At 60.7% G+C, this 18,804-nt stretch carries 18 protein-coding genes; 12 read left to right on the top strand and 6 right to left on the bottom strand.

What is annotated here, in order from left to right; genetic code table 11:
• Positions 1–87 precede the first annotated feature (87 nt).
• From mlaF to murA, 7 genes are all read left to right on the top strand, one after another.
• Positions 88–903 carry a phospholipid ABC transporter ATP-binding protein MlaF gene (gene mlaF, locus WCL58_RS11750; RefSeq protein ID WP_060424665.1) on the top strand — a complete coding sequence of 272 codons (816 nt, stop codon included), beginning with the start codon at positions 88–90 and terminating at the stop codon, positions 901–903.
• A 4-nt stretch (positions 904–907) separates the two neighbouring features.
• Positions 908–1,690, top strand: a complete 783-nt coding sequence (gene mlaE, locus WCL58_RS11755; RefSeq protein ID WP_004937059.1) for a lipid asymmetry maintenance ABC transporter permease subunit MlaE — start codon at positions 908–910, stop codon at positions 1,688–1,690.
• 4 nt (positions 1,691–1,694) lie between these two features.
• On the top strand, positions 1,695–2,243 hold the full coding sequence (gene mlaD / locus WCL58_RS11760) for an outer membrane lipid asymmetry maintenance protein MlaD (protein ID WP_102985328.1): 549 nt from the start codon (positions 1,695–1,697) through the stop codon (positions 2,241–2,243).
• Between the two features lie 14 nt (positions 2,244–2,257).
• A complete protein-coding gene (gene mlaC, locus WCL58_RS11765) occupies positions 2,258–2,887 on the top strand; it encodes a phospholipid-binding protein MlaC (protein WP_038879639.1) in 630 nt (209 codons plus the stop codon).
• Positions 2,887–3,189, top strand: coding sequence for a lipid asymmetry maintenance protein MlaB (gene mlaB / locus WCL58_RS11770; RefSeq protein WP_060424671.1), 303 nt, complete (start codon positions 2,887–2,889; stop codon positions 3,187–3,189). The genes mlaC and mlaB overlap by 1 nt, the downstream gene beginning before the upstream one ends.
• A 140-nt stretch (positions 3,190–3,329) precedes the next feature.
• Positions 3,330–3,584, top strand: a complete 255-nt coding sequence (ibaG, locus tag WCL58_RS11775; RefSeq protein ID WP_004937066.1) for a BolA family iron metabolism protein IbaG — start codon at positions 3,330–3,332, stop codon at positions 3,582–3,584.
• Between the two features lie 55 nt (positions 3,585–3,639).
• Positions 3,640–4,899 (top strand): UDP-N-acetylglucosamine 1-carboxyvinyltransferase, encoded by a 1,260-nt coding sequence (gene murA, locus WCL58_RS11780; protein ID WP_004937068.1) that lies wholly within the window; start codon positions 3,640–3,642, stop codon positions 4,897–4,899.
• Positions 4,900–4,971: 72 nt separating this feature from the next.
• Here murA and degS read toward each other — a convergent pair whose 3' ends face one another.
• The 3 genes from degS to zapG form a co-directional block, all read right to left on the bottom strand.
• Positions 4,972–6,030 (bottom strand): outer membrane-stress sensor serine endopeptidase DegS, encoded by a 1,059-nt coding sequence (gene degS, locus WCL58_RS11785; RefSeq protein WP_019453130.1) that lies wholly within the window; start codon positions 6,028–6,030, stop codon positions 4,972–4,974.
• 88 nt (positions 6,031–6,118) lie between these two features.
• On the bottom strand, positions 6,119–7,489 hold the full coding sequence (gene degQ, locus WCL58_RS11790) for a serine endoprotease DegQ (RefSeq protein WP_060440980.1): 1,371 nt from the start codon (positions 7,487–7,489) through the stop codon (positions 6,119–6,121).
• A gap of 181 nt (positions 7,490–7,670) precedes the next feature.
• Entirely contained in the window at positions 7,671–8,072 is a 402-nt protein-coding gene (zapG, locus tag WCL58_RS11795) for a Z-ring associated protein ZapG (protein ID WP_004937074.1), read from the bottom strand.
• Between the two features lie 231 nt (positions 8,073–8,303).
• Here zapG and zapE point away from each other — a divergent pair, with 231 nt between their 5' ends.
• The 5 genes from zapE (at position 8,304) to sspB (ending at position 12,005) form a co-directional block, all read left to right on the top strand.
• On the top strand, positions 8,304–9,431 hold the full coding sequence (gene zapE, locus WCL58_RS11800) for a cell division protein ZapE (RefSeq protein ID WP_060424675.1): 1,128 nt from the start codon (positions 8,304–8,306) through the stop codon (positions 9,429–9,431).
• Positions 9,432–9,695: 264 nt separating this feature from the next.
• Positions 9,696–10,124 carry a 50S ribosomal protein L13 gene (gene rplM / locus WCL58_RS11805; protein WP_004937079.1) on the top strand — a complete coding sequence of 143 codons (429 nt, stop codon included), beginning with the start codon at positions 9,696–9,698 and terminating at the stop codon, positions 10,122–10,124.
• Between the two features lie 15 nt (positions 10,125–10,139).
• Positions 10,140–10,532, top strand: a complete 393-nt coding sequence (gene rpsI, locus WCL58_RS11810; protein WP_004937080.1) for a 30S ribosomal protein S9 — start codon at positions 10,140–10,142, stop codon at positions 10,530–10,532.
• A gap of 325 nt (positions 10,533–10,857) precedes the next feature.
• Positions 10,858–11,499, top strand: a complete 642-nt coding sequence (sspA, locus tag WCL58_RS11815) for a stringent starvation protein SspA (protein ID WP_004937082.1) — start codon at positions 10,858–10,860, stop codon at positions 11,497–11,499.
• Between the two features lie 5 nt (positions 11,500–11,504).
• On the top strand, positions 11,505–12,005 hold the full coding sequence (sspB, locus tag WCL58_RS11820; protein ID WP_336851184.1) for a ClpXP protease specificity-enhancing factor: 501 nt from the start codon (positions 11,505–11,507) through the stop codon (positions 12,003–12,005).
• Positions 12,006–12,069: 64 nt separating this feature from the next.
• Here sspB and WCL58_RS11825 read toward each other — a convergent pair whose 3' ends face one another.
• The 3 genes from WCL58_RS11825 to gltB all read right to left on the bottom strand — a co-directional run bounded on the left by WCL58_RS11825 (position 12,070) and on the right by gltB (position 18,608).
• Complete coding sequence (locus WCL58_RS11825) at positions 12,070–12,549, bottom strand: hypothetical protein (protein WP_084827503.1); 480 nt, start codon at positions 12,547–12,549, stop codon at positions 12,070–12,072.
• Between the two features lie 165 nt (positions 12,550–12,714).
• Positions 12,715–14,133: a glutamate synthase small subunit gene (locus tag WCL58_RS11830; RefSeq protein ID WP_038879621.1), complete on the bottom strand. Its 1,419-nt coding sequence runs from the start codon at positions 14,131–14,133 to the stop codon at positions 12,715–12,717.
• Between the two features lie 14 nt (positions 14,134–14,147).
• On the bottom strand, positions 14,148–18,608 hold the full coding sequence (gltB, locus tag WCL58_RS11835; protein WP_084827504.1) for a glutamate synthase large subunit: 4,461 nt from the start codon (positions 18,606–18,608) through the stop codon (positions 14,148–14,150).
• Positions 18,609–18,804: the final 196 nt, after the last annotated feature.

Raw genomic sequence — 18,804 nt, forward strand, 5'->3', positions numbered from 1 at the left:
TTTTTGTAAAGATGAGACGGATTGCGCCCATTGCTTTAACATCACGGGTAGATTCAGCAACAGATGAGTCGTAAAGGGTCCATTAACATGCTCCATAAGGCAGATAATTTGGTCGAAGTGCGCGACATGAGCTTCTCGCGCGGCGACCGGCGGATATTTGAAGACATCAACCTGACGGTGCCCCGAGGCAAGGTCACGGCAATCATGGGGCCATCGGGCATCGGCAAAACCACGCTGCTGCGCCTGATTGGCGGCCAGCTGACGCCGGACAGCGGGGAGATTTGGTTCGACGGCGACAACATTCCCGCGTTGTCCCGCCGTCAGTTATACGACGCGCGCAAAAAGATGAGCATGCTGTTCCAGTCGGGCGCGCTGTTCACCGATTTGACCGTATTCGAAAACGTGGCCTACCCGCTGCGCGAGCACAGCAACCTGCCTGAACCCCTGCTGCGCAGCACGGTGCTGATGAAGCTGGAGGCGGTAGGGCTGCGCGGTGCGGCCCAGCTGATGCCCAATGAGCTTTCTGGCGGCATGGCGCGTCGGGCGGCGTTGGCGCGCGCGATCGCGCTGGACCCTGATATGATCATGTTCGACGAACCCTTCGTCGGCCAGGATCCGATCACCATGGGGGTGCTGGTCAAGCTGATCGATGAGCTGAACCATGCGCTGGGCATTACCTGCATCGTGGTGTCGCACGACGTGCCGGAGGTGCTGAGCATCGCCGACTACGCCTACATCGTGGCCGATCACCGGGTGATCGCCGAAGGCACCACGCAGCAATTGCAGAACAATCCTGATGCGCGCGTGCGCCAGTTCCTGGATGGTATAGCGGATGGGCCGGTGCCGTTCCGTTACCCGGCCGGGGATTATCAGACCGAACTGCTAGGCTTAGGGAGTAAATAAGCTCATGTTATTAAGAGCGTTAGCGTCCTTGGGGCGCAGTGGCATCAACACCAGCGCCAGCTTCGGCCGCGCCGGGTTGATGCTGTTCAACGCGTTGATTGGCCGGCCGGAACCCGGCAAGCAGTGGCCGCTGTTGTTGAAACAGCTCTACAGCGTCGGCGTGCAGTCGCTGCTGATCATCATGGTCTCCGGGCTGTTCATCGGCATGGTGCTGGGCCTGCAGGGCTATATCGTGCTCACCACCTACAGCGCCGAGGCCAGCCTCGGCATGATGGTGGCGCTGTCGCTGCTGCGCGAACTGGGGCCGGTGGTGACGGCGCTGCTGTTCGCCGGCCGCGCTGGTTCCGCGCTCACGGCGGAAATCGGCCTGATGAAGGCGACGGAGCAGATCTCCAGCCTGGAAATGATGGCGGTCGATCCGCTGCGGCGCATCGTGGCGCCGCGCTTCTGGGCGGGGCTCATCAGCATGCCGCTGTTGACCATCATTTTCGTGGCGATCGGCATCTGGGGCGGCTCGGTGGTCGGCGTGGACTGGAAGGGCATCGACAGCGGCTTCTTCTGGTCGGCGATGCAGGGCGCCGTGGAGTGGAAAAAAGATCTGCTCAACTGCCTGATCAAAAGCGTGGTATTCGCCATTACCGTAACCTGGATTGCCATTTTCAACGGGTACGACGCCGTGCCTACCTCTGAAGGGATTAGCCGGGCGACGACGCGTACCGTGGTGCATTCGTCACTGGCGGTGTTGGGATTGGATTTCGTGCTGACAGCACTGATGTTTGGGAATTGATTCGATGCAAACGAAGAAGAGTGAAATCTGGGTTGGGGCATTTATGCTGATCGCGCTGTGCGCCATCGTGTTTATCTGCCTGCAGGTGGCGAACCTTAAATCGATCGGCAGCGAGCCGACCTACCGCATTTACGCGACGTTCGACAACATCGGCGGCCTGAAACCACGTTCGCCGGTGAAGATTGGTGGCGTGGTGATCGGCCGCGTGGCGGACATCGAACTCGATCCGAAAACCTACACGCCGCGCGTGGCGCTGGATATCCAGAAAAAGTACGACCAAATCCCGGATACCAGCTCGCTGGCGATCCGCACCTCCGGCCTGCTGGGCGAGCAATATCTGGCGCTTAACGTGGGCTTCGAAGATCCTGACATGGGCACCACCATTCTGAAAGACGGCGGCACCATCCAGGACACCAAGTCAGCCATGGTTCTGGAAGATCTGATCGGCCAGTTCCTGTATAAAAGCGGCGGTCAGGACAGCGCCAAATCGGGAGACACGGCCGCTGAGCCGGCTGCCGGCGCCGCACCGCAACCCGCTGTTCCAAATCATTAAGAGAGGATACCTGCATGTTTAAACGTTTACTGATGGTGGCTCTGCTGGTGGTTGCACCGCTGGCGAGCGCAGCCGACCAAACCAATCCTTACAGCATGATGCAAGACGCGGCGCAGAAGACCTTCAGCCGTTTGAAGAACGAACAGCCGAAGATCAAGCAGGACCCGAACTACCTGCGCTCCATCGTGCATCAGGAACTGATGCCGTTCGTGCAGGTGAAATACGCCGGCGCGTTGGTGCTGGGCCGTTACTACAAAGACGCGACGCCTGCGCAGCGCGAAGCCTACTTCACCGCCTTCCAGGCTTACCTGGAGCAGGCTTACGGCCAGGCGCTGGCGATGTACCACGGCCAGACTTACCAGATCGCGCCTGAACAGCCGCTGGGCAATGCCGACATCGTGGCCATTCGCGTCACCATCATCGACAACGGCGGCCGTCCGCCGGTACGTCTGGATTTCCAATGGCGCAAGAACAGCAAAACCGGCTATTGGCAGGCGTATGACATGATCGCCGAAGGCGTCAGCATGATCACCACCAAGCAGAACGAGTGGGCGTCCACGCTGCGTACTCAGGGCATCGATGGCCTGACCAAACAGCTGCAGGCCGCCGCCGCGCAGCCTATTACGCTGGACAAGAAAAACTGATGTCGGCAGCGCTCAGCTTCGAATCACAGCAGCAGACGCTGATCCTGCGCGGTGAACTGGACCGGGAAACGCTGCAGCCGCTGTGGCGGCAGCGCGATGCGCTGATGGCGGATAAAACCGCGATCGACGTGGCGCAACTGGAGCGGGTGGACTCCGCCGGGCTGGCGCTGTTGCTGCATCTGCAGGAAGAGCAGCGCGAGCGCGGCGTAGCGCTAAAAATTTTCGGCGCCACCGAGCGCCTGAAAACGCTGATCGCGCTCTACAACCTGCAGGCGATAATGCCTGTCGATACCGCCGGTTAGCGGCGTTTTACGCCGCCCTTGCGTGGTAAAACGATACAAAGCCCCTGTTACGCAGGGGCTTTTTCTTTAGTTTAAGAAAACATCGTATTCCACTAAGATACTAGGCTGTTTATGATCCTTTAGCGGCAGAACTGGATACTATGGAAACCAACGAGATTAAAGACGTGCTGATGCAGGCATTGGCACTGGATGAAGTACATGTGACGGGCGACGGCAGCCATTTTCAGGCGATCGTGGTCGGTGAACTGTTCGCCGGTATGAGCCGCGTCAAAAAACAGCAGACGGTTTACGCACCGCTGATGGAATACATTGCGGACAACCGCATTCATGCCTTGTCTATCAAGGCGTACACCCCTGAAGAGTGGCAGCGAGACCGCAAACTCAACGGATTTTAAGGCTGTTTGCCCTGCCGGGCGGGCAGCTTCAGATTAGATAACAGAGAGTAGTCAGATGGATAAATTTCGTGTGCAGGGTCGGACTCGCCTGAGCGGTGAAGTGTCTATTTCCGGGGCCAAAAACGCCGCCCTGCCGATCCTGTTCGCCGCCCTGTTGGCGGAAGAGCCGGTCGAGCTGCAGAATGTCCCTAAGCTGAAGGACATCGACACCACCATTAAACTACTCAACCAGTTGGGTACCAAGATTGAGCGCAACGGTTCGGTCTTCGTGGACGCCAGCGGGGTGAACGAGTTCTGTGCCCCTTACGATCTGGTGAAAACCATGCGCGCATCCATCTGGGCGCTGGGGCCACTGGTGGCGCGCTTCGGCCGCGGCCAGGTTTCCCTGCCGGGCGGCTGCGCGATCGGCGCGCGTCCGGTCGATCTGCACATCACCGGCCTGGAGCAGTTGGGTGCCGAGATCAAGCTGGAAGAAGGTTACGTCAAGGCGTCCGTCGAGGGCCGCCTGAAGGGCGCGCACATCGTCATGGACAAGGTGAGCGTGGGCGCGACCGTGACCATCATGAGCGCCGCGACCCTGGCGACCGGCACCACCGTTATCGAAAACGCCGCGCGTGAGCCGGAAATTGTCGATACCGCCAACTTCCTCAACACGTTGGGCGCGAAGATCAGCGGCGCCGGCAGTGACAAAATTACCATCGAGGGCGTCGAGCGTCTTGGCGGCGGCGTGTACCGCGTGCTGCCTGACCGCATCGAGACCGGCACCTTCCTGATCGCCGCCGCGGTTTCCGGCGGCAAAGTGATGTGCCGCAACACCCGTCCGGACACGCTGGATGCGGTGCTGGCCAAGCTGCGCGAAGCCGGTGCCGATATCGAAGTGGGTGAAGACTGGATCAGCCTGGACATGCACGGCAAACGCCCGAAAGCAGTCACCGTGCGCACCGCGCCGCACCCGGGCTTCCCGACTGACATGCAGGCCCAGTTCAGCCTGCTGAACCTGGTGGCGGAAGGTACCGGTGTCATCACCGAGACCATCTTCGAAAACCGCTTCATGCACGTGCCGGAACTGATCCGCATGGGCGCGCACGCGGAAATCGAGAGCAACACCGTGATCTGCCACGGCGTTGAGCAGCTGTCCGGCGCTCAGGTAATGGCGACCGATCTGCGCGCTTCCGCCAGCCTGGTGATCGCCGGCTGCATCGCCGACGGCGTGACCGTCGTCGATCGTATCTACCACATCGATCGCGGCTATGAGCGTATTGAAGACAAGCTGCGCGCGCTGGGTGCGAACATCGAGCGCGTGAAAGGCGAGTAAGTGATTAGCGCCGGCGCGGCTGCGTCGGCAGGATGAAAATCAAAGGGCCGGCTATCAATGCCGGCCCTTTTTTTAATTGCTGTCTTCCGGGAATTCACCCACCGTCATTTTCAACGTAATGCGTTTGCCGTCGCGCAGTACGATAACCGGTATCTCGGTGCCCGGCCTGATCTCCGCGACCTGATCCATGGTCTCCAGCACGGATACCGCCGGTTTGTTATCCACGTTGATGATGATGTCGTTGATCTGGAAACCGGCGCTGCTCGCCGGGCCGTTCGGCGTAATTTCGGTCACGATGATGCCCTGCAGGCGATCGATGCCGGAATTGGAGGAGCGCAGCGGAATGATCTCCTTACCCTGAATGCCGAAATAGCCACGGATCACGCGGCCGTCGCGGATCAGCTTGTCCATGATTTTGGTGGCCAATTCAATTGGAATGGCGAAGCCGAGACCCTCCGGCGTTTCACCGTCGGTGATTTTGTCATAGGTCAGGGTGTTGATGCCGATCAGCTCGCCCAGCGAGTTGACCAGCGCGCCGCCGGAGTTGCCGCGGTTGATTGAAGCGTCGGTCTGCAGGAATGTCTGCCGGCCGGTGGTGCTCATACTGATGCGCCCGGTGGCGCTGAGAATGCCCTGAGTGACGGTCTGCCCCAAGTTATACGGGTTGCCGATAGCCAGCACCACGTCGCCGACGTGGGCAACGCGGTTTTTGTTGGTCGGGATCACCGGCAGGTTGCCGGGATCGATCTTCAGCACCGCCAAATCGGTCAGGCCGTCGGAGCCGACCAGCAGCGCTTCGTAGCGGCGGCCGTCCTGCAACACCACGGTGATCTGCTGGGCGTCTTTGATCACGTGGCGGTTGGTGATGATATAGCCGCGTTCGTTCATGATCACGCCGGAACCGAGCGACAGCACGTTGGCGGCGCCGTTCAGGTTGCGGTTGTAGATGTTCACCACGGCGGGTGCGGCGCGGCGCACTGCCTTGTTGTAGCTCACCGGCGTTTCGTCGCTGGTATTCTCGGTTTTCTCTGCAAACAGGCCGTTGGAAGAGCGCAGCATGGGCAGGGCAGCCAACAGCAGGCCGGCAACGATGAGACCGATAACGACAGAACGCAAGAGCTTAGCAAACATGGAGTTTTCGTGGTGTGATGAACGATGTTCGGAGGATAGCATGAGTTAACCGGGCGCAGTATGTCACCGAGCCCGGTTTTTGCACAAATTAACGCAGCAGCAGATAAATGGTTTCGGTACCGCGCACGATATTGAGCGCCATCACCGGTGGCTTGGCTTCCAGCACCTTGCGCAGCGCGGTGATGCTGTCCACACGCTGGCGGTTGACGCCGATGATCACGTCGCCTTTTTGCAGGCCGATTTGCGCCGCCGTCGAGCCTTTATCCACGTTCTCTACCTTCACGCCCTTGTCGCCGCTCGGCAGCGCACCGTTGCTGAGGGAAACGCCCTGCAGCGCCGGCGACAGGGTTTCGGCATTGGTCGAGGCGCTCTCGCTGTTGTCCAGCGTGACCGAGACTTCCTGCGGTTTGCCGTCGCGCAGCAGGCCCACTTTGAGGGTTTTGCCCGGCGCAGTGGTACCGACCTTGGCGCGCAGCTCGGCGAAGCTGTTCACCGGCTTGCCGTCGACGGAAACCAGAATATCCCCGGCTTTGATGCCGGCCTTGGCGGCGGCGGATTTCGGCAGCACTTCGCTGACGAAGGCGCCGCGCTGCGCGTCGGTGTTGAAGGCTTTGGCCATGTCAGGGGTCATTTCGCTGCCCTTGATGCCGAGCAGGCCGCGTTTCACTTCGCCGAATTCGATCAGCTGCTGGCTCAGGTTCTGCGCCATATTGCTCGGAATGGCGAAACCGATGCCGACGTTGCCGCCGCTCGGCGCCAGAATGGCGGTATTGATGCCGATCAGCTCGCCGTTCAGGTTAACCAACGCGCCGCCGGAGTTGCCGCGGTTGATCGAGGCGTCGGTCTGAATGAAGTTTTCCAGCCCTTCCAGATTCAGGCCGGTGCGGCCCAGCGCCGAGATGATGCCTGAAGTGGCGGTTTGGCCCAGGCCAAACGGGTTGCCGACCGCCACGGCGAAGTCGCCGACGCGCAGCTGGTCGGAATCGGCCATCTTGATGGCGGTCAGGTTTTTGGTGTCGCTGAGCTGCAGCAGGGCGATGTCGGATTGCTCATCGCGGCCGACCAGCTTGGCGTCCAGTTCGCGCCCGTCGTTCAACTGCACGCGGATTTTATCGGCGTTGTTGATGACGTGATTGTTGGTCAGCACGTAGCCTTTGGCGGCGTCGATGATGACGCCGGAACCCAGCCCTTCAAACGGGCGGGAGCTCTGCTGTTGGCCGGGGAAATTGGGGCCGAAGAAGCGTCTGAACTCTTCCGGCAGCTGTTGACGCTGCACCTGGGTGCCTGCGACATGCACGCTCACTACGGCGGGCAAGACTTTTTCCAGCATCGGCGCCAGGCTCGGCAGCGGCTGCCCCTGAACGGCAACGGGCAGGGCCGCGTTGGCCACCGGTACGGCGCTGAACGTCAGGCCGAGGCTCATTGCCAATGCACTAAGAATTAAAGACTTTTTCTTCATTGATGATAACTCTCTCAATACCTGCCGATGAAAATTTGATGATAAGGCAATCACCTTGTCATAGTGAAGGGTAAGACCGTGAATTTGCGTGCAAAGTTCAGTAAAGGTAATGCGAAGGAAGGTCAATAAGGCACAAAGGGGGAATAAACCCGCGGGTGGCCCCGCGGGCGAAGAAGGAATATCAGTCGCGGCGTGCGCTTTGGCCGCGCAGCAGGCCGGAGGCCCCTTCAGAATAGTCGCGCGGCATTTCCACCGGCGCCTGATCGTTGTCCGCTTCCGCTTCGGTCAGGCGATAGCGGAACGGGTTCTCCTGCATCGGCAGATCCGGCAGCAGGTTGTTGGAGCTTTTCGCCATATGCTGATACAGCTGGCGATAATCGCGAGCCATGTTGTCCAGCAGCTCGGCGCTGCGGGCGAAGTGGCCGACCAGCTCCTGGCGGTACTCTTCCAGCTCGGTTTTGCTCTTGTCCAGCTCGTTCTGCAGGACTTGTTGTTGACGTAATTTACGGTTGCCAAAACGCATCGCCACCGCACCAATCACGATACCGACGACCAAACCAATCAGCGCATACTCCCAGGTCATGATGACTCCTATTTTGACTTCGTTGTTCCGCAGGGATTTTTCACTTAATAATATCCACTATAACCGTTAACCTTGTCCGAGTGGAATCCTGATGCGCTTCCACCCAGTGTTTACAGGGTTTTCAACGGCGCCCGCAGCGGGCATTTGTGGCGATAACGGTGCGAATCGGCATCAACTTGCCGCCAACGTTGGCTAAATAATTTCTAAGCGTTCTTAGGGAACATCGAACAGATGCAGGCATTATCACCGTTATCTCGCTACCAGCAGGCGCTGGACGCAGGGGAATATCAGGCCGATGAGGTTCAACGCCGGGCCGTCGCTCAACTGGATCGCATTTATCAGGCTCTGCTGCAAAAGCCCGCGGCGAGCGCGCCTGCGGGCGGGCTGCGCGGCAAGCTCAGCCGTTTGTTGGGCAAGGGCGGCGAAACGGCGCCGCAGCGTCCGGTGCAGGGGCTGTATATGTGGGGCGGCGTCGGGCGCGGCAAAACCTGGCTGATGGACATGTTCTTCCACAGCCTGCCGGGCGATCGCAAAATGCGTCTGCACTTCCACCGCTTCATGCTGCGGGTGCATGAAGAGCTGACCGAACTGCAGGGGCGGGAAAATCCGCTGGAAATCGTCGCCGACGGCTTCAAGGCCGAGACCGACGTACTGTGCTTCGACGAATTCTTCGTGTCCGACATCACCGACGCCATGCTGCTGGCCACGCTGCTGCAGGCGCTGTTCGCCCGCGGCATCACGCTGGTGGCCACGTCGAACATCCCGCCGGACGATCTGTACCGCAACGGCCTGCAGCGGGCGCGTTTCCTGCCGGCCATCGATCTGATCAATGAGTACTGCGACGTGATGAACGTCGATGCCGGCATCGACTATCGTCTGCGCACCCTGACCCAGGCGCACCTCTACCTGACGCCGCTGAACGACCAGACGCGCGCGACCCTGGATCGGATGTTCGTCAAGCTGGCGGGCAAGGCGGGGGAGGACGCGCCGGTGCTGCAGATCAACCATCGGCCGCTGCAGGCGATCCGTTCGGTGGACGGCGTGCTGGCGGTGGATTTCCACACGCTGTGCGAAGAGGCGCGCAGCCAGCTGGACTACATTGCGCTGTCGCGGCTGTATCACAGCGTGATCCTGTATAATGTGCAGGTGATGGGGCCGCTGAAAGAGAATACCGCGCGCCGCTTCCTGGCGCTGGTGGACGAATTTTACGAGCGACACGTCAAGCTGGTGATCGGCGCCGAGGCGTCGATGTTCGAGATCTACCAGGGGGAGAGGCTGAAGTTCGAGTACCAGCGCTGCCTGTCGCGCCTGCAGGAAATGCAGAGTGAAGAGTACCTCAAGCTGCCGCATCTGCCCTGAGTCCGCCGGGCCTATCGCCGGTTGCCTGCCGCCGGCGATAAATTTATTTTCCATTCAAAAACCGTTCGATCTTTGTGAGCGACTTCTCTATAATCTTGCGACCCCACGTTACAACAAAGTTTTTTTTCCCAAAAACTTTATAGTGCCGGCAATGGCTATTCGAAGGGGTAGGTTTGCTGGACTTGTATGGTCGTGTGAGCCTCAACTGTTTTCGAGCGTTTGGGTGTTCACCAACGTGTAACTAATTATTGGGTAAGCTTTCTAATGAAAACTTTTACAGCTAAACCAGAAACCGTAAAACGCGACTGGTACGTTGTTGATGCAGATGGTAAAACTTTAGGCCGTCTCGCTACTGAACTGGCTCGTCGCCTGCGCGGCAAGCATAAAGCGGAATACACCCCGCACGTGGATACCGGTGATTACATCATCGTTCTGAACGCTGACAAAGTTGCTGTAACCGGCAACAAGCGTACAGACAAAGTGTACTACCACCACACCGGCCACATCGGTGGTATCAAGCAAGCGACCTTTGAAGAGATGATTGCCCGCCGTCCTGAGCGCGTGATTGAAATCGCGGTTAAAGGCATGCTGCCAAAGGGCCCGCTGGGTCGTGCTATGTTCCGTAAACTGAAAGTTTACGCGGGCACCGAGCACAATCACGCGGCACAGCAACCGCAAGTTCTGGACATTTAATCGGGATTAATGGCAATGGCTGAAAATCAATACTACGGCACTGGTCGCCGCAAAAGCTCCGCCGCTCGCGTCTTCATCAAGCCGGGCAACGGTAACATCGTTATCAACCAGCGCAGCCTGGAACAGTACTTCGGTCGCGAAACTGCCCGCATGGTAGTTCGTCAGCCGCTGGAGCTGGTCGACATGGTTGGCAAACTGGACCTGTACATCACCGTTAAAGGTGGTGGTATCTCCGGTCAAGCTGGCGCTATCCGTCACGGTATCACCCGTGCACTGATGGAGTACGATGAGACTCTGCGTTCTGAACTGCGTAAAGCTGGCTTCGTCACCCGTGACGCTCGTCAGGTTGAACGTAAGAAAGTCGGCCTGCGTAAAGCACGTCGTCGTCCGCAGTTCTCCAAGCGTTAATTTTCGCTGCTTCGGCAGTGCGATTTACGCAAAAAACCCGGTGCTTCACCGGGTTTTTTTATGCCTGAAATCCGCCGTCCCCGACTAAAATCTGTGGCAGATCAGACAATTCAACATGAATTCACCGCACCGTCCCCACAAAACAAGCAAAATCTGGTAAACTATCACCCACTTTTGCGCCTGTTCGCCGTGCAGTTGACCTCCTGGGCCGGTTTTTCATGGGCTCGGGTCGCGCTGAGTGCTGCCGGCCTGCGGCAAGATTATTCAGGATAGCAGCCTGTCAGTTGGCTATTCGCAGTATTTTCTAGATAACTTGGAGGTTTTCATGGCTGTCGCTGCCAACAAACGTTCGGTAATGACGCTGTTCTCTGGCCCGACCGACATTTTTAGCCATCAAGTACGTATCGTACTGGCGGAGAAAGGTGTCAGCGTCGAGATCGAGCAGGTCGAAATGGATAACCTGCCGCAAGATCTGATTGACCTCAACCCTTACCAGACGGTGCCTACGCTGGTCGATCGCGAACTGACCCTGTATGAATCCCGCATCATCATGGAATACCTGGATGAGCGTTTCCCACACCCGCCGCTGATGCCGGTTTACCCGGTTGCCCGTGGCGAGAGCCGTCTGATGATGCTGCGCATCGAGAAGAACTGGTACTCGCTGATGGACAAGATCGAGAAGAGCAGCGGTCAGGAAGCGGAATCCGCCCGTCGCCAACTGCGCGAGGAGCTGCTGGCGATCGCACCGATCTTCGGCCAGGCGCCGTATTTCATGAGCGAAGAGTTCAGCCTGGTGGATTGCTATCTGGCGCCGCTGTTGTGGCGTCTGCCGCAGCTGGGCATTGAATTGAGCGGTGCCGGCTCCAAAGAGCTGAAAGGCTACATGACCCGCGTCTTCGAACGCGACGCTTTCCTGGCTTCCCTGACCGAAGCCGAGCGTGAAATGCGCCTGCAAACCCGGGGCTAAGCGCGATGGACATGTCTCAGATGACGCCGCGTCGCCCGTATCTGCTGCGGGCGTTCTATGACTGGCTGCTGGATAACCAGCTGACGCCGCACCTGGTGGTCGACGTGACTCGCCCGGACGTGCAGGTGCCGATGGAGTTCGCGCGTGACGGCCAGATCGTGCTGAATATCGCGCCGCGCGCGGTAGGCAACCTGGCGTTGGGCAATGAAGACGTGCAGTTCAACGCGCGCTTCGGCGGCGTGCCGCGTCAGGTTTCGGTGCCGATGGCCGCCGTGCTGGCGATCTATGCGCGTGAAAACGGCGCCGGCACGATGTTCGAACCGGAAGCCGCCTACGACGAGAGCGAAGGCGTGTTCGAAGGCCTGGACAATGAGACGATCCCTTCGGAAACCCTGATGTCGGTGATCGACGGCGATCGCCCGGATACCGCGGAAGACAACGGCCCGGACGACGAGCCGCCGCAGCCGCGGCGCGGTGGCCGCCCGGCGCTGCGCGTGGTGAAGTAATCCCTGCGCGAACAAACGAAAAAGCACCCTATGGGGTGCTTTTTTTTTGCCCGGCAGAAGCGGATCAGCCTTTCAAGGCGGCAATGCAGGCATCGCGCGGTGCGCTGAGATCGCCTACGCGCACGGTGGACAAGGCGCGGGTTGCGCGCTGGCGGAAACTGGTGATGGCGGTGTCGCCTTGCACTTCCGGCGGCGCGGTGCAAATGTCATTGAGCGGCAGATCGTTGCCTTTGTTGAGCGCCTGCAACACCGCCGCCGGATTGTAAATCAGGGCGGCGGAGAGCGCCGATTTGATGCCGGCGGTGAAGCCGGCATTGCCGCCGCCGGCCAGCTTGGGCGCCAGGGCAATCCAGCTGTCGTCCCCCAGCCGGATGCTGTTTTCCACGGCGCTGAACTGCCCGGCCTTGCCCAACTGTGCCACGACCGGCCGCGCGCCGCGCGCTTCGATATTGTAACCGACCTCCTGCGAATCCAGCGCCATGGCTGAAGCGCTGAAACTGACGGCCAGCACTGCGCCGGCCAACAGGGAAATGGAGCATTTCATGTTCGCTATCCTTATCTCGGTGTCAGGCGCAGCCGCGCCCCGCAATGGTGCTAACTCAATACTATAGCGCGTTGACGCGGTGAGGTGAGGGGAGGTTGTTACAAAGCGTGGCAGGCTAAAAACAGAGGCCCGGCAATGTGCCGGGCCTCTGGCGGTACGGAAGGTTTACACTTCCAGGTAGTTCATGATGCCGTCTGCCGCCTTGCGGCCTTCGGCGATCGCCGTCACCACCAGGTCGGAACCGCGCACCGCGTCGCCGCCGGCGAAGATTTTCGGGTTGCTGGTCTGGAACGCGTTGTCGCTGCCTTCCGGCGCCAGGATGCGGCCCTGTTTATCGAGCTGCACGTCGTGCGCCGCCAGCCAGTCCATACGGTGTGGGCGGAAGCCGAATGCCATCACCACCGCGTCGGCGTCGATCACGTGTTCAGAACCCGGCACCTGCTCCGCCGCCTGACGGCCGTTGGCATCCGGTGCGCCCAGCTGGGTGCGTACCATCTTCACCCCGGCCACGCGGCCGGCGCTGTTCAGCTCGATGCTCAGCGGCTGCAGGTTAAACTGGAAATCTACCCCTTCTTCCCGGGCGTTCTTCACTTCGCGCTTGGAACCCGGCATGTTGGCTTCGTCGCGGCGGTAGGCGCAGGTGACCTGCGTCGCGCCCTGGCGCACCGAGGTACGCACGCAGTCCATGGCGGTATCGCCGCCGCCCAGCACCACCACGCGCTTGCCTTCCATGCTGACGTAAGGCTCGTGCTGCTCGGTTTCATACCCCATCAGCTGCTTGGTGTTGGCGATCAGGAACGGCAGCGCATCGTACACGCCCTGCGCTTCCTCGTTCTCCAGGCCGCCGCGCATCGACTGATAGGTACCGACGCCGAGGAATACCGCATCGTACTCGCTCAGCAAGGTCTCCATGCTGATGTCTTTGCCCACTTCGGTGTTCAGCTGGAACTCGATGCCCATCTCGCTGAAAATACCGCGGCGTTTGACCATCACTTCCTTTTCCAGCTTGAAGGCCGGGATGCCGAAGGTCAGCAGGCCGCCGATCTCCGGATGACGGTCATATACCACCGCCTTGACGCCGTTGCGGGTCAATACGTCGGCGCAGGCCAGCCCGGCAGGGCCGGCACCGACGATCGCCACGCGCTTGCCGGTCGGCTGCACGTGCGACATGTCCGGCTTCCAGCCCATTTCGATGGCCTTATCGCTGATGTAGCGTTCGATATTGCCGATGGTGACCGCACCGAACTCGTCGTTCAGGGTGCAGGAGCCTTCGCACAGGCGATCCTGCGGGCACACGCGGCCGCACACTTCCGGCAGGCTGTTGGTCTGATGCGCCAGGTCCGCCGCTTCCATGATGCGGCCTTCGTTGGCCAGCTTCAGCCAGTTCGGGATGTAGTTGTGCACCGGGCACTTCCACTCGCAATACGGGTTGCCGCAGGACAGACAGCGGTCCGCCTGGGCCTTGGCCTGGGTTTCCGAAAACGGTTCGTAGATCTCGACGAACTCGATTTTGCGGATCTTCAGCGGTTTCTTTGGCGGATCAACACGCTGCAGGTCGATAAATTGGTAAACGTTCTGGCTCATTAATGACCTACCTCTTACTGCGCCTGCACCCGCAGCTCGGCTGCGGAACGGCTACGGTGACCCAACAGCGCTTTGACATCGCTGGACTTCGGTTTGACCAGGGCGAACTTCGGTGCCCACTCCGGCCAGTTGGCCAGGATCTCTTCCGCGCGGGAAGAGCCGGTCGCCTGCACGTGTTCGGTGATCAGGCCGCGCAGGTGCTCCTCATGGATCGCCAGCTGATCGACATCCAGCACTTCCACCAGCTCCGGGTTCACGCGCTTGCGGAACTCGCCGTCTTCGTCCAGCACGTAGGCGAAACCGCCGGTCATGCCCGCACCGAAGTTGATGCCGGTTTTACCCAGCACGCAGACGATGCCGCCGGTCATGTATTCGCAGCCGTTGTCGCCGATGCCTTCCACCACGGTGATGGCGCCGGAGTTGCGCACCGCGAAGCGTTCGCCCGCGCGGCCGGCGGCGAACAGCTTGCCGCCGGTAGCGCCGTACAGGCAGGTGTTGCCGACGATGCTGGCTTCATGGCTGCGGAAGGCGGAGCCGATCGGCGGACGCACCGCGATGCTGCCGCCGGCCATGCCTTTGCCGACATAGTCGTTGGCGTCGCCGGTCAGGGTCAGCTCGACCCCGCCGGCGTTCCAGACGCCGAAGCTCTGCCCGGCGGTGCCGGAGAAGTGCGCCTTGATCGGATCGGCCGCCATGCCCTGATCGCCGTGCACGTCGGCGATAGCGCCGGACAGCATGGCGCCCACGGAGCGGTCGGTGTTGCGAATGTCGAAGTAGAAGGTTTTACCCTGCTTCGCTTCGATGTACGGTTGCGCCTGCGCCAGCAGTTCTTTGTTCAGCAGGCCCTTGTCGAACGCCGGGTTGCTGCTTTCGGTGCAGTACACCGCTTTACCCGGATGCGGCGTGGCGGTTTTCAGCAGCGGCGACAGATCCAGCTTGTTCTGCTTGGCAGAGATGCCGTCCAGCTCGGTCAGGAACTCGGTGCGGCCGATCAGATCCACCAGTTGACTCACGCCCAGCTGCGCCATGATCTCGCGGGTTTCACGCGCGATAAACTGGAAGTAATTCGTCACGCGTTCCGGCAGGCCGTGGTAGTGATCGCGGCGCAGCTTGTCGTCCTGAGTCGCGACGCCGGTCGCGCAGTTGTTGAGGTGGCAGATGCGCAGGTATTTACAGCCCAGCGCCACCATCGGTCCGGTGCCGAAGCCGAAGCTTTCCGCGCCCAGGATCGCCGCTTTGACGATGTCCACGCCGGTTTTCAGGCCGCCGTCCACCTGCAGGCGGATCTTGTGGCGCAGGCCGTTGGCCACCAGTGCCTGCTGGGTTTCCACCAGGCCCAGCTCCCACGGACAGCCGGCGTATTTCACCGAGGACAGCGGGCTGGCGCCGGTGCCGCCGTCGTAACCGGCGATGGTGATGAGATCGGCATAGGCTTTCGCCACGCCGGTGGCGATGGTGCCGACGCCCGGTTCGGACACCAGTTTCACCGAAATCACCGCCTTCGGGTTGACCTGCTTCAGGTCGAAGATCAGCTGCGCCAGATCTTCGATCGAGTAGATGTCGTGGTGCGGCGGCGGGGAGATTAGGGTCACGCCCGGCACCGAGTAACGCAGTCTGGCGATGTACGGGGTGACTTTGTCGCCCGGCAGCTGGCCGCCTTCACCCGGCTTGGCGCCCTGCGCCACCTTAATCTGGATCACGTCGGCGTTCACCAGGTAGGCCGGCGTCACGCCGAAGCGGCCGGAGGCCACCTGTTTGATGCGCGACACCTTGTTGGTGCGGTAGCGCGCCGGATCTTCGCCGCCTTCGCCGGAGTTGGAGAAGCCGCCGAGGCCGTTCATGGCGATCGCCAGCGACTCGTGCGCTTCCGGGCTCAGTGCGCCGATCGACATCGCCGCGGTGTCGAAGCGTTTGAACAGCGACTCCGCCGGTTCAACCTGATCGACCGGGATCGGTTCGCCTTTCGGCGTGATGGCCAGCAGATCGCGCAGCATGGCGACCGGCCGCTCGTTCACCAGCTTGGCGTAGGCCTGATAGTCACTGTATTCCCCGCTGTGCACCGCTTTTTGCAGCGAGTTCACCACGTCCGGGTTGTAGGCGTGGTATTCGCCGCCGTGCACGAACTTCAGCAGGCCGCCTTGCTCCAGCGGCTTGCGTTTCAGCCAGGCGCGCTTGGAAAGGTTCTGCAGATCCTGCTGGAAATCGCTGAAGCTGGCGCCGCCGATGCGGCTGACCACGCCCTGGAAGCACAGATCCGCCAGATCGCGGTGCAGGCCGACCGCTTCGAACAGCTTGGAGCAGCGGTAAGAGGCGATGGTCGAGATGCCCATTTTGGACATGATCTTGTACAGGCCTTTGTTGATGCCGTTGCGGTAGTTCAGCATCACGTCGCGGTATTTCTTGTCGATCGCCTGGCTGTCCACCAGCTTGGCCAGGGTTTCATAGGCCAGGTACGGGTAGATGGCGGTCGCGCCGAAGCCGAGCAGCACGGCGAAGTGGTGCGGATCGCGGGCGCTGGCGGTTTCAACGATCAGGTTGGCGTCGCAGCGCAGGCTTTTCTCCACCAGGCGGGTTTGCACGGCGCCCACCGCCATCGGAGCCGGTACCGGCAGGCGGCCGGGCGCGATGGCGCGGTCGGACAGCACCAACAGCACCGCACCTTCGCGCACCTTGCGTTCCGCTTCGTCGCACAGGGCGCGAATGGTCTGCTCCAGATCCTGCTGCTGCGGATCGAAGGTCAGATCGAGGGTCTCGGCGCGATAGTATTCGCCTTCCAGCGTGGTGAGCTGTTTGAAATCGGAGTACAGCAGGATCGGCGATTTGAAGCTCAGGCGGTGCGCCTGGCCTTCGGCTTCGCAGAACACGTTCATTTCACGGCCGATGCTGGTGGCCAGCGACATGACGTGCGCTTCGCGCAGCGGATCGATCGGCGGGTTGGTGACCTGCGCGAACTGCTGGCGGAAATAGTCGTAAACGATGCGCGGCCGGCTGGAGAGCACGGCGAACGGGGTATCGTCGCCCATCGAGCCGGTGGCTTCCTGGCCAATCTCGCCCAGCACGCGGATCACCTGATCCAGCTCTTCGCTGCTGTAGCCGAATTGTTTCTGGTAGGTTTCGAGCTGCGCGTCGTCGAGCTCGCGGCTGCCGACCTGATCGTCCGGCAGATCTTCGAACGGCACCAGACGTTTGACGTTTTTCTCCATCCACTCTTTATACGGATGGCGGCTTTTCAGATCGTTGTCGGTTTCCGCCGAGTGCAGGATGCGGCCGCTGCGGGTGTCGATCACCATCAGCTCGCCGGGGCCGACGCGGCCTTTTTCCACCACTTCGTCCGGCTGGTAATCCCAGATGCCGACTTCGGAGGCGCAGGTGATCAGCTTGTCTTTGGTGATCACATAGCGCGCCGGGCGCAGGCCGTTGCGATCGAGGTTACAGGCGGCGTAGCGGCCGTCGGACATCACGATGCCGGCCGGGCCGTCCCACGGCTCCATGTGCATCGAGTTGAAGTCGAAGAAGGCGCGCAGATCGCCGTCCATGTCCGGGTTATTCTGCCAGGCCGGCGGCACCAGCAAACGCATGGCGCGAATGAGATCCATCCCGCCCGCCAGCAGCAGCTCCAGCATGTTGTCCAGCGAGCTGGAGTCGGAGCCGGTTTCGTTGACGAACGGCGCGGCGGCCTGCAGATCCGGGATTAGCGGCGTTTGGAATTTGTAGGTACGGGCACGCGCCCACTGGCGGTTGCCGGTGATGGTGTTGATTTCGCCGTTGTGCGCCAGGTAGCGGAACGGCTGCGCCAGCGGCCAGCGCGGCACGGTGTTGGTGGAGAAGCGCTGGTGGAACAGGCAAATGGCCGACTCCAGGCGCAGGTCCGCCAGATCGAGATAGAAGCGCGGCAGATCCGCAGGCATGCAAAGGCCTTTATAGATCGTCACCAGGTTGGAGAAGCTGCAGACGTAGAAGCTGTTGTCCTGCACGCGTTTCTCGATGCGGCGGCGCGCCACGAACAGGCGGCGCTCCATATCGCGCGGGCGCCAGCCGGCCGGGGCGTTAACGAAGATTTGCTCGATGCGCGGCAGGGAGGAGAGGGCGATTTCACCCAGCACGTCCGGGTTGGTCGGCACTTCACGCCAGCCGACGATCGACAGCGTTTCGTTTTGCAGCTCTTCTTCCACGATGCGGCGGCTGAGGCGCGCTTCCTCTTCATTCTGGCTGAGGAACATCATGCCGACGGCGTAGTTCTTGGCCAAACGCCAGCCGCGCTCTTCCGCCACCATGCGGAAGAAGCGATCGGGTTTTTGCAGCAACAGGCCGCAGCCGTCGCCGGTCTTGCCGTCGGCCAGGATTGCGCCGCGGTGTTGCATGCGGGCCAGCGCGTGAATGGCGGTGCGAACCACCTTGTGGCTAGGTTCGCCTTCTATGTGGGCGATCAGGCCGAAACCACAGTTGTCCCTCTCTTGGGATTTATCGTACAACATATCAGTGAACCTCCCCAGGCTCTGCGTGACTCTCACAACCTACTGCGAGGGGGCTTCCCAATTTCAGGCAGAAGTCCAATCAGCAAGTTAACCCCGCTAATCTGCTTTTCCGCCCTCCATCAATGGCCTCTCGTGACGGTCTCACAAGTGGTATAGGACTTGTTTTAAGAGGGAGTCTTCAATTACTGCATAAATA

This window comes from Serratia sp. TMDUHS_CL, from assembly GCF_037137105.1.
Lineage (GTDB): Bacteria > Pseudomonadota > Gammaproteobacteria > Enterobacterales > Enterobacteriaceae > Serratia > Serratia nevei.